Origin of the sequence: Ancylomarina euxina (genome assembly GCF_003863355.1) — a bacterium.
Taxonomy (GTDB): domain Bacteria; phylum Bacteroidota; class Bacteroidia; order Bacteroidales; family Marinifilaceae; genus Ancylomarina; species Ancylomarina euxinus.
In genome coordinates this window covers 79,034-95,145 of the sequence record NZ_QQWG01000017.1, presented here as the reverse complement: position 1 = coordinate 95,145, position 16,112 = coordinate 79,034, and the positions used below count along the sequence as shown (strand labels likewise).

Below are 16,112 nucleotides of genomic sequence, written 5' to 3'. Positions count from 1 at the left end.
CTTAACTCAACAGCATTTAATTTAAACTCTCTACTAAATTTTCGTCTCTCTTTTTCCATTTTCTAAGATATAAATTATTAAGATAATTATACCTTAACTCACTGTCCAAGTAAATGTAGCAACTCCAAATATATCAGAAATCATGAGTAAAAATAAAATTATACCTTACAGAAAAGATCTTAAGCAATTGGCACGAAAGCTTCGTAATGAAAGTACACTTGCGGAAGTATTGTTATGGTGTGAACTTAGAAATAAACAAATCCTAGGTTTTCAATTTCACAGACAAGTTCCCATGCTCGATTATATCGTAGATTTCTACTGTCATGAACTCCAATTAGCCATTGAAATTGATGGCGAAAGCCATTCGATTGAACTTATCGCGACAAATGATGCAAATAGACAAAAGCGTTTAGAAGCTGAAGGTGTTAAATTTTTGAGGTTTGATGATATTGATGTAAAGCGAAATAGAGGAATAGTGATAAATGACCTTATCAACTGGATTGAACAACAAAACTAAAATACTCCCCTAAGCCCGATAGCTTAAGCTTCTTCTTTCTCCTCTGGCACAACACCCACTTCTTTACAAGCATCGATATAGTGAAGATCCTCAGCTGCATTGTAGAAAACTGCAAAAGCAGAATTGATCCAAACGAGTGATATTAAAATACCAAAGCCTAATAAAACCAAACCAAGCATGATAATGATAAAAGAAAGAATCCCCATCCCAAAAATAGTCCAGAAATACCCTTTGGTCATATAAAAACTCAGTTTAAGAGACTCAACAACCTTATGCTTTTTATCCATAATTAAATAGGGAACAAAAACCAGACGACAAGCAAGAAATATTCCCGGAATTAATAAAAAGACTAAACCAAAGCCTACTACCAACACAACTAATAATCGACTCAGAATAGCTCTTGAAAAAGTTCTAAAACCTAAAAGCGTTTCTTCAAATACAAAATCTTTTTTTCTGGCAACCTTTGTAAAGACGTGGATCACACCATAAGAGTATATCGATGCGATAGCAAAATAATAAACGACTTGTATTAATTCTAAAATACTAAAGGTAAATTCATATCCATCAGTGCTTGTTTTAGTTTGCTGCATAAACCACATTGGAGTCTCAATAGCACTACCAACGAAGACAATCAAAATCAGCATCCAAAAATGCTTTTTCATCAACGAGAAAGCTTCTTCGAAGCAGGCACTCACGGTTGGGTAAACCTTTAGAATCATATCATCTTTACAGTAATCAAACTTCATGGGGTCGTTTATTTCGATTTGGGTGAGTAAATATAATAAATTCCATTACAAAGAGTCAAATGGTTTATAATTAAACAAACATCAACTAGACTGAAATATTGCGTTTCAGCCTAGTCTATATTCTCCTTTTCAATAAGCTAGTTTACATTAATCTCTTTTCTCCAGTTAATTTGCGTATATCTGTCAAATCCTGACTAACCTCAATACAGCCTTTGTAAACGCCTTTCTCATCTCTAAGAGCAAAGTATTGGATCAGAATAAAACGTCCTTTCATTTCTATCCAAAAGGGTTCACTGTCCTTACTACCATCTCTAAATGCCTCTACCAATTCATTTACAATGTGGACACTTTCTGGTGGATGACAATTTTGAACGGTACGCCCAATAATAGCCTTTGACCTGGGAAAGAAACGCTCTTTGGGATTTGAAAAGAAACAGACCTTATCGTTCTCATCAATCATCGTAATATCAACAGGCAGATTGTTCAACAAAAGAATGGCTTGTTTTAAGGTCATCAAACCTGTATCGAAGTTAAGCAAGGTATTTTCCAATTTATTCTCACTTAAAAAATCAGATTCAAATGATTGATCAGCTTTCAAAGGTCTCTCTGTCTCAACTTTAGGAGCCTGAATATAAGCATAACCTAATTCATCACTTTGCTGTAACATATCCTCCCAGGCATCCTGATTTACAGCATTAAGAGCGACAGGAAACAATAGATTTTCTTCTCTGAAGATAATGGTATACATATCAAAAAACAGATCACCCAAGAGTTTATTTATGTGTTTTTTATCCAAATTTACTTCCAAAAGAGCCATTAATAAAGCCTTCTGTCTTGTTCTGATATCATCGTGAATAGACCACATCACCCCAAGGCATTTATACTGAGGGTACTCCTTTTCAAAATAAGGGAAAAGAATATTCTCTTTTCTGACATAATGCTTTTCCATTTGCATCAGATCTTCAATTCCGACTCTTATATGCTCAGCTACTTTTACAGTATCAAGATTTTCATTATTAAAATCCTTAACCCATGATTTCAGATTTTGTAATCTTCTTTCAAGCTCTCGGTTTTCTTTTTTCAAATAAGTCAGAAAATGATCTTCGGGCAATGCAATAGGTTTTTGAGATAATATCTGTTTGTGAAAAACATTTAGAGCTTTATTAATTCCAATTTTCAAATCACCCATTGGCAAATCAGACTCTACCAGTCGATGAACGACAAGAATGATATCATTGGCAGTTAAATCATCAATCGCAGCCTGATGTTTTTTTATGAGCAAGCTTCCCTTTTCTCCAATCGCTAATCGGTAACAAAAATCATAAAGGGAGTCTATTCTAGCTTGGTTATTATTTATAAATTCTGACATATTTTTTAGCTCATTGATTTCAAACTTTAATTTACGCTATTTTCAATGATTATTACATTTCCAATTCTCTTTTAATTGAAAAAACATTATAACCATAGCTTTAGATAAAAATGGGATAAAAAAAGGGAATGCCATACGGCATTCCCTTCTAAAGAAATATGATAAAATTGGAATTAGTCCAATTTGTGAATCAATAATCCAGAACGTAGTTTAGGCTCAAACCAAGTTGTCTTAGGAGGCATGATGTTACCTGTATCAGCAATATCAATTAATTGTTGCATAGAAACTGCGTATAAAGCGAAAGCTACTTTCATATCACCGCTATCAACACGTTTCTTCAACTCACCTAATCCACGGATACCACCTACGAACTCAACACGAGTAGTCGTACGAAGATCTTTAACGTCTAATAAGTTATCCAACACATGGCTAGAAAGGATTGTTACGTCTAATACACCAATAGGATCCTTATCATCGTAAGTACCTTCTTTAGCATTCAATTTATACCATTTGTTATCAAGGTACATAGAGAATTCGTGAAGTTTAGCTGGCTTGTAGATCTCCTCGCCCATGCACTCAACTGCGAAAGTTTCTTCCAATTTAGCTAGAAATTCAACTTCAGTCATTCCGTTTAAATCTTTAGCTACACGATTGTAATCGATAATTGCCAATTGATCATCTGGGAAGTGAACAGCCATGAAGTAGTTGTACTCCTCATCACCAGTGTGATTTGGGTTTTTAGCAGCAAACTCATCACCAATACGAGCAGCAGCAGCCGTTCTATGGTGACCATCAGCTACGTAAGTAGAAGGAACTTTAGTTGCGAACAACTCTTCCAACTCTTTGTTAGTAGCTGCGTCGTTTACAGGCCAGAAATGGTGACCGAATCCGTCTTCAGCAACAAAATCGTACTCAGCTACTTCGTTCTTTACGATGTTCGCTACAATAGCGTCAATCTCAGGAACAGCTTTGTATGAAAAGAATACTGGCTCAAGGTTAGCCTCAGTGTAACGAGTCAAAATCATACGATCTTCCTCTTTGTCAGGACGAGTTAGCTCGTGCTTCTTGATCACACCAGTTCTGTAGTCTTCACAAGCAGCATTTGCAACGATACCGTACTGAGTACGTCCGTCCATTGTTTGAGCATAGATATAGAATTTAGCTTCTGTATCCTGCTTTAACCAACCTTTTTCTTGCCATAGCTTAAGGTTAGACACCGATTTTTCATAAACTTCATTAGAGTGAACGTCTGTTCCAGCAGGACAATCAATCTCAGCACGAGTGATGTGAAGCAAAGAACATTCTTTACCTTCTGCCATTTGAGCAGCCTCTTCCGAGTTCATTACATCATATGGTAAACAAGCTAAATCTTTAGCGATATCTTTAGTTGGGCGTAAGCCTCTGAATGGTTTTACAATTGCCATGATTTGGTATTTTGTATGTTATGTATTTTGTTTAATTAAAGAGTAAAATAATTAATGAGTGAAAGAGTTTATTATTTGCTAACTTTCTTTTTCTCAAGGTATTTTTTATATCCCATAGACATTTTTGAAAGTTCAACTAAAAGAGAACGAGCTATTACACTTTCTTCATCAGAAATATAACATCTACGATGAGCTATTTCTAAACAAACAACACATTCTCTAATTGATCCTCTTGATATTCTAAGGTATCTAAGACTCAAGGCAACTGTTTCTCCGAACCCTTCGCCTAAATTTAAAGCAATAGAGTTAGCTGCTCTGGTAAATTGACTAGACAATCCGAGTAATTCACTTTTCGGAAATTTAGCCGTTAAGTCATAAACCATATCGATAAAAAACATGGTCTTTTTATACAAATCCAGATTCTCAAAGTCAAATGTTGTCATTTTATAGAATAATCATTTGAATATTTACTCAACTCTTATTCACTGTATTCTATTTCACTCATTTACTAAGGAACTACTTATTCACTCTGAATGTCTCGTCTCCCTTTTCAATAAGGTTCACAATCTGGTTAGCACCAGCGATACCAGCGTTGATGTTAGCTTCAGCAGTTTGTGCTCCCATTTTCTTAGGAGTAAAGAAAAAGCGACCTTCATATTTAGCAGCGAATTCATCTGCACAGTCAGGTGCAATGTCAGAGATATAAGCAAAATCTTTACGATCTTCCATAAGTTTCAACATACCTTCTTCATCAATTACTTCTTTACGAGCTGTGTTCACAAGAATACCACCCTCAGGCATCTTATTCAACAAATCGTAATTAATTGATTTTTTAGTCTTGTCGTTGGCAGGAATATGCAACGAAACATAGTGACAAGTGCTATATAACTCTTCTACTGTGTCTACTGCCTTAACTCCATCAGCTTCAATAGCTTCTTTTGCAACAAAAGGATCGAATGCATAAACAGTCATTCCGAAACCTTTAGCAATATTAGCAACGTGTTTACCAACGTTACCATAAGCATGAATACCGATATTCTTACCTCTTAACTCAACACCAGCTTTTCCATTATAACCTTTACGAGCAAGGAAAACCATCATTCCTAATGCAAGCTCAGCTACAGCGTTTGAATTCTGACCAGGAGTATTCATGGCCACAATACCATTTTCAGTACAAGCTTCAAGATCGATATTATCGTATCCTGCACCTGCACGTACAATTACTTTTAGATTTTTAGCTGCTTCAATTACCTCGCGGGTAGCTTTGTCAGAACGAATAATCATTCCATCAACATCGGCAACAGCTGCTATTAACTCAGCCTTATCTGTGTATGACTCTAGCAAAGCTAGTTCATATCCTGCACCTTCAACTACTTCGCGAATTGCGTTTACAGCAGCAGGAGCAAAAGGTTTATCGGTTGCAATTAAAACTTTAGTCATTTTATTATTTTAAAACGTTCAAAAATAAAATGTCATTGCCAGCCAAATCGAAGTTATCCTTTCGGATCCCTTTAGTCGTTCCTCATGCTTTAATGACTCAAAATAAGGATTTGAGCAAGTTACCTTACTCAAATCCATATAATCAGGTAATTACTTTACATGTATTGTTGCGAATTCTTTCATGCAATCAACCAATGCTTGTACACTTGCCTTAGGCAATGCATTGTATGTAGATGCACGGAAACCACCAACTGAACGGTGTCCTTTAATACCAGACATTCCTTTAGCAGTTGCAAATTCGTAAAATTCTTTCTCTAGCTCTTTGTACTCATCAGTCATGATAAAGCAGATATTCATTAATGAACGATCTTCTTTATTGATTACAGTACCTTTGAACATTGGATTGCTATCGATTTCATCGTAAAGAACCGCAGCTTTATCTTCGTTCATTTTCTGCATAGCAGAAACACCACCTTGTTCTTTGATCCATCTCAAAGTTTGTAAAGCAGCAAAAACAGGAACTACTGGAGGTGTATTAAACATTGACTCACCATCGATATGTGTCTGGTAGTTCAACATTGTAGGAATCTGACGATCCATTTTACCTAGTAATTCGTCTTTAACGATTACAAAAGTAACACCAGCAGGCGCTAGGTTCTTTTGAGCTCCACCATAAATTAATGCATACTTAGATACATCAACTGGGCGAGAGAAAATATCAGAAGACATATCAGCAACAAGAGGCACATTCACGTCCATGTCGTGCTTGATCTCTGTACCATAAATGGTATTGTTAGTTGTAATATGGAAATAATCTGCATCAGCAGGAATTTCATATCCTTTAGGAATGTAGTTGTAAATAGTCTCTTTAGAAGAGGCAACTTCAACAACTTCACCAAACAACTTAGCTTCTTTCATAGCCTTATTAGCCCATGTACCTGTATTAAGGTAAGCTGATTTTTTTGCCATCAAGTTGTAAGGAACCATGCAGAACTGAGTTGAAGCTCCACCACCTACAAACATTACTGAATATCCTGCTGGGATATCCAACAATTCTTTAAATAAAGCAATAGCTTCATCCATTACGGCAACAAATTCTTTGCTACGGTGAGAAACTTCCATTAAAGAAAGTGTTGTTCCGGCAAAATTCTTAATAGCTGCAGCAGTATTTTCTACTGTTACGTCTGGAAGGATTGAGGGTCCTGCAGAAAAATTATGTACTTTCATTTTCAATATTTTTTAAAATGTGAACGTTTGCATATTCATGCGCAAATTTGCAAATAAAAATGTAGAATTTAGCCGTCTAAAATCATTTTTTACATGTTTTTCAACAAAAAACGCTACCGCTTCAATTACCCACATATACATTTGAATATCTAGCAGTTAAATAGAAAACAACACTTCTTTCGAAATCGTTTTCTGATACGACAGCCAAACTAACAAAAAAAAGCAGGTTTGTGAAGTATCACAAGCCTGCTTTTAGAATCGAATTGCAGATTAAAATGATCATCTCAAGTTTAATCTACTCATGCAAATATTCTTAGTTTTTGTAAAAAGGAATTTTTACAATTTTAGCCTTAAGCGCTTTATTTCTTACGCGAATAAAAATCTCAGTATCTAATTTATGAAATCCTGATTTCACATACCCCATACCAATTGATTTCCCAAGAGCAGGCGCACTAGTACCTGATGTTACTTCACCAATCTCGTTGCCATCGGCATCTTCAATGATATAGCCATGACGAGGAATGCCACGATCAATCATTTCAAAACCTTTTAAAAAGCGAGTTGGCTTATCTGCTTTTTGTTTTTCGAAAAATTCTCTATCGATAAAATCATTACCATCAACAAATTTAGTAATCCAACCTAAACCTGCTTCAATTGGTGTATGATTATCATCAATATCATTACCATACAAACAGAATCCAACCTCAAGACGAAGTGTATCACGAGCAGCTAAACCAATTGGCTGAATACCAAATTCTTTTCCAGCTTCCATTACGGCATTCCATAATTTCTCACCATCCTCGTTTGCTACATATATCTCGCATCCACCAGAACCTGTATAACCTGTCGTTGAGAAAATTACATTCTCAATACCTGCCATATTTACTTTCTTGAAAGTATAGTATTCCATATCTTCAACAGGAACATCAATAAGCTTTTGCATAGCTTTAAGTGCCAAAGGACCTTGAACCGCTAACTGACAAATTTCGTCAGAAGCATTATAAAGTTCTTTCCCAACTTCTAAGCCCATTTCTTCAGCATTCTTACAACACCAAGCCCAATCCTTATCAATATTAGCTGCATTTACAACTAATAAATAAGTTTCAGAATCAATACAGTATACTAACAAGTCATCAACAATACCACCTTTTCCGTTAGGAAAACATGAGTACTGAATCTTTCCATCAGTTAAAGCTGCCACATCATTAGTGGTCAATTTCTGAACGAAGCTAAAAGCCTTTGGCCCTTTTACCCAAAATTCACCCATATGTGAAACATCAAATACACCTAATTTCTCACGAACACACATGTGCTCATCCTTAATACCAGTGTATTCAATAGGCATATTATAACCAGCAAATTCAGCCATTTTAGCGCCTAATTCTTCATGAAAACTAGTGAATGCAGTTCTTTTCATCTGTTTGTTGTTTGAATTTTAAGATTTCAATGTATTTTCCCATAAAACCAGAAAAACATTTCAGTTCTTATTTTAAGTATTGTTTATATAACTCACTCAATTATAAAAAATATCCATACTCCTCATAATTGTACTTATTGAATTTTCATTCTATTTTGTTTTGCAAATGTAAAAGAATACAAATTCTAGGCAAAAAAATACCAATTAAACTTCAAAATATACATGGTATTATAAAGCATATTTTTAAGATCAACCGGATATTCTATAATTATCAATTTACACTACTTCCTAGATAAACTGTAATTTGTTATTATTTTTTTCCTTGTCTCATTCTCAAAACTAACGATAAAGGCTTTTTCCACACCCAATCGATCTTTAAAATAAATAGCATCTTCCATACTCTCATAATTCCCGATTGTGTATCGATACCATTCACCATCATATGAGCTAACTATATTTTCTTTACCTCGATATAGTTTTATCAATTCAGCATCTTTCATTTCTATCTTTGAAGCTGCTATTTGAATTTTATAAGTCGTCAGTACAACAGCGACTTTCTCAACAACTGGAATTGGCAATGGAATAACCTCAGGAAGAATATCGATTTTTTCAACAGGTATAACTGCTTCAATCTTTTCAATTGGCTTAATTGGTTCAAGCCGTTCATCCTCTGTAACAATTTCTACAATAAGTTTCTTGCCATAAATATCAAATTTGCCATTTCCACCTCTATTAGAATCGAATAAAAACGAATTACCTTCATAGGGAAAGAAATGGCAGTCATCAAATGCTGAATTAATTGGAATTCCCATATTCTTAGCGACCATCCAATTTCCATTTTCATCTTTCTCAGATTTAAAAATATCATAACCCCCAATTGAATTTCTTCCTTTAGAACTAAAATACATCACCTTTCCATCACCAGATAAAAAAACATCTCTTTCATCAAATTTCGAATTTATTTGATCACCAAACTTTATCGGCTTGCTCCATTCACCAGCATCATTTTTTTGGCAATAAAAGATATCTCCTTGTTTTTCATCTCTATCACTTACAAATACAACGGTATTTCCATCTGAAGTAAAAGATGCCGATGACTCATTAGATTTTGTTTCATTCACAAAAAACACATCCATTTCTTTAGTCCAGAATTTTTCATCTTTTTGCATGAAGATTAAATCTCCTCCCCCCGTAGTCTTGTCATAGAACAAATACTGATTATCATCTACTTTAGCAACCATCCTAGGTAAATCACGCGATTTTTTTTCATCATTTAAAACACTAAAATTTGCCCATTCCCCATTGATAAGTACAACACTAAAACCTCTTAAAGATGGCTCCTTTCTATCCTTCTTCTTATCTCCAACAATTATTCTATCTGAATTAAAAAATAGTTTAGATCCCTCTTTTATTGCAAGCACATCATTGGCTTCAGAATTAATTGGTGACGGTAATTTTTCAACATCAAAATCAGCAGATTGCTCGAACAAAATTTGCCCATTTTTGCACTCATCAATATATTTAAAAACAGCAGATAGTTTATCCTCATTGCGCTTTACACCTTCGTGCTGAAGAATTTCAACATAGGTTTTATAATTTAAAATAGCTTTTGAAAAATCATTGGTATACTGACAAGCTTGTCCTAAAAACAAATACAGTTCAGCATTTATGTTTGGTTTCAAAATTTTAACTTGTTCAAAATATTCTTTCGCTAATTCTTTTTTACCATACCTCAAATAAGACTGACCGATATTGTAATTCAATTCCGCATTGTCACCATTAAATGCATTACACTCTAAGAGAAGATCTAGACATTCTGCAAATGAAGATTCTCCTTTATCAAAAAGCTTTTTAGCCTTACTTATATTTTTCAACAACCGCTTTCCCTCAATACTATCTCCAACAAACCCAGAAGGATCAACTCGCATAAAACCCTGAGAATAAACACTCCCAATAGAAAGAAAAGTTAACATCAACAGCATTCGTAATAATAGCATAGATTACATCTTTAGTTAAATAAACATCAACTAAATTAAGAAATTTAAAGAACAAACGAAGAGCAATTCTTCTATTTTTTAACAAGCATAAAAAATAAGTATCATCAATATTTTTAGTAGATTGGCTTAGAAAGGTCACACTACAATCTACAATAAGAGATTTATAATAGCCTAATTAAAAATAATTCATTAATATTGTATAATAAGCAAAGCTTGAATAAATTCAATGCGTTTATAGTTTAAATTCAATTGCTTATAATTAGATTTTAAACAAACATCTCGCACAAGGGAGCTTAAAACAGAAAAACTCATTAAACTTAAGGACTTAGTTCCATTAATTCATAGGATAAAAATGAACTCAAACACTAAAATCATTGATTTATCATACTTGAAAGAGATGTCTGGAAATAATAAAGATATTATGATTGAAATGGTTGAAATATTTATTGAACAAAACCCTGAATTTACTGAAGGTATTTCAAGCTACTTTGAAAATAGACAATGGACTGAACTTGGTGCCATTGCTCACAAAGCAAAATCGTCAGTAAGAATCATGGGAATGGATGAGTTAGGAGATTGTTTAGAAAAAATTGAACACTATTCTAAAGGCAATCAAAAAGTTGAACTTCAACAGAAAATTGAAAACAGGCATAAGCTTAATGATGATGACTTAAGAATCTGGAACAACGTTCGCAATGAAGAAGTTAATGATATTGATTTAATTTTCATACCTAAACTTGTTAGCAAATTTCTTAACCAAACTCCAATAGCAATAACTGAATTGAGAAAAGCTTTATTAGAGCTTTAATATGACAAGAAACACGCCCCACATATTAGTCGTTGATAGCAACAACGCTACTCTTAAGTATATTGAATTTACACTTACTGGTATTGGGTATAAATCAACACTTGCAAAAGATGGTTTAGAAGCGATCGAAAAAGCTAAAAATCAACATTTCGATCTTATCATTTCTGACATCTACCTTCCACTGATGAGTGGAAATGATCTTGTCAGACTAATTCGTAAAACTCCTGAATACAGACTCACTCCATTTATCTTTCTTTCAGACAATAATGAAGAAGAAACTTGGATTCAAAATTTAAATGATGGAGCTGATGATTTTATTACAAAGCCTTTCAAACAAGAGGTTTTCATATCAAAAATAAAAGCCCATATAAAAAAAACACAGATCAGAAAAGAGATTACTGATTCATCCATAAAAAACAAGCTCAATTTTGATAAAGGCAATATTGTGTATTGCACACCTAAGGATATTAAATTCAAACTTCCTCAGCAGTATCTAAAAACACCTATCAAGCACGTTCATTCCGATAAAGAACTATTTACCTGTTTAAGAAAAGAACAAGTTTGGCGTATTATGATTGACGACAATGCAACTTGGGCAATTTCTATTTTAGATAAAATTAGCAAAACAATCGAAGGATTAATTCCTATTGACATTTTAATTTCAGATTGCAGAGACACTGAAAAATTTGATTATTTACTAACTAATCATATCGATTCATTTTTATACAAACAATTGGATGAAAGGTTGATTATTCACCAAATCAACTCATCTATTCAACAAGAATTAAATCTCAAAAATAAATATTTTAATGCCCTTAACACGGCAGCTAAGCAATCACCTATACGCTTTGAGAATCAATACAACGAAGACATCTCGGATTTCAACATTCAGGTTATACACCAAGCTTACAATAAACTTGCTGGTGGTGATTTTTATGAAACATTTAGTGTTGACAGTCAAAAGAAGATTATTGTTATTGGTGATGTAATGGGGAAAAAGTGGGATGCCTGGTTTTTTGTACCGGCTTATATTGCCTATATACGAAGCACAATCAACTTTTTCTTAAGTCGGGAAGAATTCGACTTCATTAAATCTCCTGGTAAGTTTCTAAAGATAATCAACCAATCCATATTCAAAGATCTAAAACTCAGCGAGGTTTTTACAACTCTAAGTATCGTAACAGTTTGCTCACAAACTTCGAAAGTCAGTATTGCTTCAGCTGGTGCACTTCAACCTCTCTTTTATAACGCAAAAGAAAATAAATTAACACAACTCAATATTGTTGGGACACTCTTGGGTGTAATTCCTGATGCCCATTATCTAAGCCTTATACAAAATTTTAACCAAGGTGATAAACTTCTTCTTTATACAGATGGTTATATTGAAGCTGTGAATGATAGAACAGGCAATATGATTGGGGATGAAGTCTTCCTTGAAAGCATACACCAGATTATGGGAAAAGCAAGCATTCATCTTTCTGATATTGAATATCAATTAATCCATTCATTAAACATTTCTAAGTTTGATGATGACAGAACCCTATTCCTTGTTCAAAAAAATTAGGCTTTAACGTTCTCAGTTCGCTATTAATTTTGTTCATTTGTCAAAAATTAGAAATTATGACTCCAAACGAAATTGTTGGCTGGATGGGAAGCATCCTTTTCGCTATATGCGCATTGCCTCAAGCAATACACACCTTCAAAACACAGAAAGTTGATGATCTCAATGAGTTTTTCATCTGGCTTTGGTTTTTAGGTGAAATATTTACACTTTGGTATATTATTGTTGATGATATCACAAATCAGATTTATCATATCCCACTGTATTTTAACTACGTTTTCAATTTGTTCTTGTTATTTTATCTCATCTATGCAAAATACCGCTATAATAGCACATTAACTTCACTAGCAAAGCTTAAGCATAGAATCGTAAAGTAACATCTTTTAAAGCTCTCCTAATTAAACAATTGTGAAAATAGTCATTATAGATAATTTCGATTCGTTTACCTACAACTTAGCTCATGCTGTAGAACAATTTTCTGATCAAGTCTTTGTTATGCGGAATAATGAAATAAATTGGGAGGCTATTAATGCTTGTGATAAAATTATATTTTCACCGGGACCTGGCCTACCTGAAGATGTGAAAGTAATGGGGGAAATTTTAGATCGATATAAAACAATAAAACCTATTTTAGGCGTGTGTTTAGGTATGCAATATATCGGCATCTATTTTGGGGGAGAAATCTTCAATATTAAAGATATTATACATGGTGTTCCTAAAACAACCACTGTTATAGACGAAACGGATTATTTATTCCAAAATATACCACAAGAATTCAATTCTGGGAGATACCATTCATGGGCCTTAAACAAAATAAAACTCCCAGATTGCCTAGATATAACCGCTACTGACCATGACAATCTTATTATGGCAATACGCCACAAAGAACTCGATATTTGTGGCGTCCAATTTCATCCGGAGTCAATTATGACAGAACAAGGTTTTGATATACTAAAAAACTGGATTGAAGCCTAAGCACCGATCCAGTTTTTATATTTATATTTCTTTTTTAAAGCTTAATTATCCTGCCAAACTTTCTTTTTCTCGTACTTCAAATCCTGAAGAACTGAAGATTTCACATTAAGTTTAAAGTTATAAGACTGATAGGTTCCAAATGGAATCGTACTGAAAGTCATCTGCCAACAGTGCAAGTCTCTAATTAAAGAAAACTGAGTAGCCGTAACTGCTTTATTTGCAAAATCATAACCTGTTGAGAAATTAATCTTCCACTTAGGAGTCAAACTAAAATCACCTCTTAAACCAACATTCTGATTCACATTACTTTTAATAGTTGGTTTTGAATATGTCCATCCATAATCTAAAGAAAACGACCAAGGCACATCAAACTGAACGAATTTCATTTCATCAGGCGTTTTCTCACCTTCTTTACCCCCCTTTTCATCTTCACCTTTAAAATCACTAGACGATAATCTAAATCCTAAATCAATAGAAGCATTGGTTATACGTGGACCAAATTTGTTGATTTTAACATTATTCGCATTCAACGCATATGGATCAACAGTTGAATTAAAACTCAAATCCAATTTACTATTGAAAATCTTAGTACGACCAGTCATTCGAATATTCGACCAGTTTAAAGAATCTGCAAACATATTATAACTTGTTGAAAACTTAAGACTCTCTAAAAGCTTTACCTTTTTAAAATCCTCATTTCCGGTCGTGTCATTTGCAGTTCTAATTTTTGCTTCAACATTATTATCCAAACTCAAATTAATACTACCTGACTCTTTTGCTCCTGTTGGTGTTCCATATAAACTTCCATCAAAAATTGAATATTCAATATCCTTACCATCTCTTTTATAGGTTCTGTAATACTTATCTCTATCAACACCAATCTCTGGTGTATAACTCACACTAATTGATGGGGTCATGACATGACGAATCGCTTCAATTTTCGAAGTCTTATTAAAAGTATACATACCATATATCTTTGGACTTAAAGATAATGATGCTGAAGTTGAATAATTATGAGCATATTGTATTCCCTGAATCGTATCATCTACAGTCTTATTAAGGGTTTCATCCCAATGCCTCCGAATTGATCGTGAATACAAAACACCTTGGTAGTTAAGCGTTGGAGATAAGGTTAAATCACGAGCTAACTTAAAGTTCGTTGTAACCGGAATACTGTGTTGATAACCGTTCTTCCAGTCTTTTGTTAGAGAAGAGGACATCAATTCCTTTTCTTTAATGTTTATTCTATTCTCCATTTTGGATGAATAACTAACACCCACTTTATCATACCACTTCAAATTAGAACTCTTACCCTTTGTTCTGAATGGATATATTTGAGTCATATTTAATGATAAACTTGGTAGAGTTAACGAAATCGTTGTATCCCTACTATTCTGAGAGTGACGTAATGATCCGTTTAAACTAAACGGACTTCCTGGCCACTTTTTACTATACGAAATACTAGATTGCTTTTGATTATTTACAATTTTATCAATACTTGTAGAGTTATTCCTATCATTCTCTGAAGTAGAAAAGTTTACCGATGCAGAAAAGGTTCGATATGGATTTGCCTTTGAATCCTGAGTATGCGTCCATCTAACGGCAAAGTCAGTTGCTTCTGAATAGTCATCTAAACCTTTATCACCATATTTATTCTTATGATATTCCGTTTCTAAACGCCCACTATATCGATAGCGTTTTTTATATTTCGATTGCACATAGGTTCCCCATGAACCATTTGAAAAAATGTCCCCTCGAACAGCTAAATCTACATAATCATTAATTGCCCAATAATATCCGCCACCTCTAAGGTTAAAACCTCTACGCGCTTCCTCACCATAACTTGGCAAAAGAATACCTGAAGAATATTTACTACTAAAAGGGAAAAATCCAAAAGGAAGTCCAACTGGAAGAGGTACATCTTCTAAAACAATATGCAAAGGGCCCGAAACGATTTTATCATCCTTAATCATCTTTGCTTTAGTCATTCGCACATAAAAATGAGGATGAGGATGATCACAGGTTGTATACTTTCCATTTTTCAGAAAGAATGTTTTATCATCCATTCTCTTAGTAATCTCACTATGTACATAACCACTTTCCTGCTCAGTAATAACTTCATTAACCAGACCTTTACCAGTCTCGAAATTATACTTCAATTCTTTACACTTAAATTCCTCAGTCCCGTCTTTAAATTCTGGCGTGTGTATAAATTTATCAGTACTATCCTTAATGCCGTAGGCAAAGGCTTCTTTTTTTGCAATATCAAGTTCAATATAATAAGCTCGTAATTCGGTAGCCCCGTATTTCACAAAAGCATTATTAGTCAAAAACACTTTCTGTCCAGTTAGCGAAAAAGTAACACTATCGTCAGCATTGTATTCTATGGCCATCTGAAGAAAAGGTTTCTTTGCTGTTGAATCAGCCGCAATTGAATCAGTTTTGACCGTTACCTTTTCTCCAGATTTTAAATTTAAAGAATCAAACTGTTGAAAGAATTCAGCATACCCGTTAACTTCCAATGGAGAAACAGTAAGATTCTCACATCCAGAACTCTCACTCCTCACTAGATTATGATCCGCAAATATGTTTAACGGAATTAGGCTAAGAATGAAAAGTATAAAAAGCTTT

The 16,112-nt window shown here is 33.9% G+C and carries 14 protein-coding genes; 5 read left to right on the top strand and 9 right to left on the bottom strand.

From position 1 onward, the window contains the following. Positions 1–142: 142 nt before the first annotated feature. Positions 143–517 (top strand): endonuclease domain-containing protein, encoded by a 375-nt coding sequence (locus tag DWB61_RS14370; protein WP_125031606.1) that lies wholly within the window; start codon positions 143–145, stop codon positions 515–517. 23 nt (positions 518–540) lie between these two features. Here the strand turns inward: DWB61_RS14370 and DWB61_RS14365 are convergent, their stop codons facing one another. The 8 genes from DWB61_RS14365 to DWB61_RS14330 all read right to left on the bottom strand — a co-directional run bounded on the left by DWB61_RS14365 (position 541) and on the right by DWB61_RS14330 (position 10,137). Next, the gene (locus DWB61_RS14365) at positions 541–1,263 is read right to left on the bottom strand and encodes a hypothetical protein (RefSeq protein ID WP_125031605.1); all 723 of its coding nucleotides are present in this window, start codon (positions 1,261–1,263) and stop codon (positions 541–543) included. A 142-nt stretch (positions 1,264–1,405) separates the two neighbouring features. After that, on the bottom strand, positions 1,406–2,632 hold the full coding sequence (locus tag DWB61_RS14360; RefSeq protein ID WP_125031604.1) for a DUF438 domain-containing protein: 1,227 nt from the start codon (positions 2,630–2,632) through the stop codon (positions 1,406–1,408). Positions 2,633–2,805: 173 nt separating this feature from the next. Next, positions 2,806–4,056 (bottom strand): DUF1015 domain-containing protein, encoded by a 1,251-nt coding sequence (locus tag DWB61_RS14355; protein ID WP_125031603.1) that lies wholly within the window; start codon positions 4,054–4,056, stop codon positions 2,806–2,808. Between the two features lie 71 nt (positions 4,057–4,127). Beyond that, positions 4,128–4,499, bottom strand: a complete 372-nt coding sequence (locus DWB61_RS14350) for a four helix bundle protein (protein ID WP_125031602.1) — start codon at positions 4,497–4,499, stop codon at positions 4,128–4,130. A 73-nt stretch (positions 4,500–4,572) separates the two neighbouring features. Next, a complete protein-coding gene (locus DWB61_RS14345) occupies positions 4,573–5,496 on the bottom strand; it encodes a 3-phosphoglycerate dehydrogenase (RefSeq protein ID WP_125031601.1) in 924 nt (307 codons plus the stop codon). A 150-nt stretch (positions 5,497–5,646) separates the two neighbouring features. Continuing rightward, the gene (gene serC, locus DWB61_RS14340) at positions 5,647–6,723 is read right to left on the bottom strand and encodes a 3-phosphoserine/phosphohydroxythreonine transaminase (protein WP_125031600.1); all 1,077 of its coding nucleotides are present in this window, start codon (positions 6,721–6,723) and stop codon (positions 5,647–5,649) included. A gap of 313 nt (positions 6,724–7,036) precedes the next feature. Beyond that, entirely contained in the window at positions 7,037–8,140 is a 1,104-nt protein-coding gene (gene gcvT / locus DWB61_RS14335; RefSeq protein ID WP_125031599.1) for a glycine cleavage system aminomethyltransferase GcvT, read from the bottom strand. A 281-nt stretch (positions 8,141–8,421) separates the two neighbouring features. Further along, a complete protein-coding gene (locus DWB61_RS14330; protein WP_125031598.1) occupies positions 8,422–10,137 on the bottom strand; it encodes a PD40 domain-containing protein in 1,716 nt (571 codons plus the stop codon). Between the two features lie 397 nt (positions 10,138–10,534). Here DWB61_RS14330 and DWB61_RS14325 point away from each other — a divergent pair, with 397 nt between their 5' ends. The 4 genes from DWB61_RS14325 to DWB61_RS14310 are packed head-to-tail and all read left to right on the top strand — an operon-like array spanning position 10,535 to position 13,481. Beyond that, positions 10,535–10,945, top strand: coding sequence for an Hpt domain-containing protein (locus DWB61_RS14325; protein ID WP_158614437.1), 411 nt, complete (start codon positions 10,535–10,537; stop codon positions 10,943–10,945). A gap of 1 nt (position 10,946) precedes the next feature. Further along, the gene (locus DWB61_RS14320; protein WP_125031596.1) at positions 10,947–12,509 is read left to right on the top strand and encodes a SpoIIE family protein phosphatase; all 1,563 of its coding nucleotides are present in this window, start codon (positions 10,947–10,949) and stop codon (positions 12,507–12,509) included. A gap of 56 nt (positions 12,510–12,565) precedes the next feature. Continuing rightward, on the top strand, positions 12,566–12,883 hold the full coding sequence (locus DWB61_RS14315) for a PQ-loop repeat-containing protein (RefSeq protein WP_125031595.1): 318 nt from the start codon (positions 12,566–12,568) through the stop codon (positions 12,881–12,883). 31 nt (positions 12,884–12,914) lie between these two features. After that, on the top strand, positions 12,915–13,481 hold the full coding sequence (locus tag DWB61_RS14310; RefSeq protein ID WP_125031594.1) for an anthranilate synthase component II: 567 nt from the start codon (positions 12,915–12,917) through the stop codon (positions 13,479–13,481). 41 nt (positions 13,482–13,522) lie between these two features. Here DWB61_RS14310 and DWB61_RS14305 read toward each other — a convergent pair whose 3' ends face one another. After that, positions 13,523–16,048 (bottom strand): putative LPS assembly protein LptD, encoded by a 2,526-nt coding sequence (locus DWB61_RS14305; protein ID WP_158614436.1) that lies wholly within the window; start codon positions 16,046–16,048, stop codon positions 13,523–13,525. Positions 16,049–16,112: the final 64 nt, after the last annotated feature.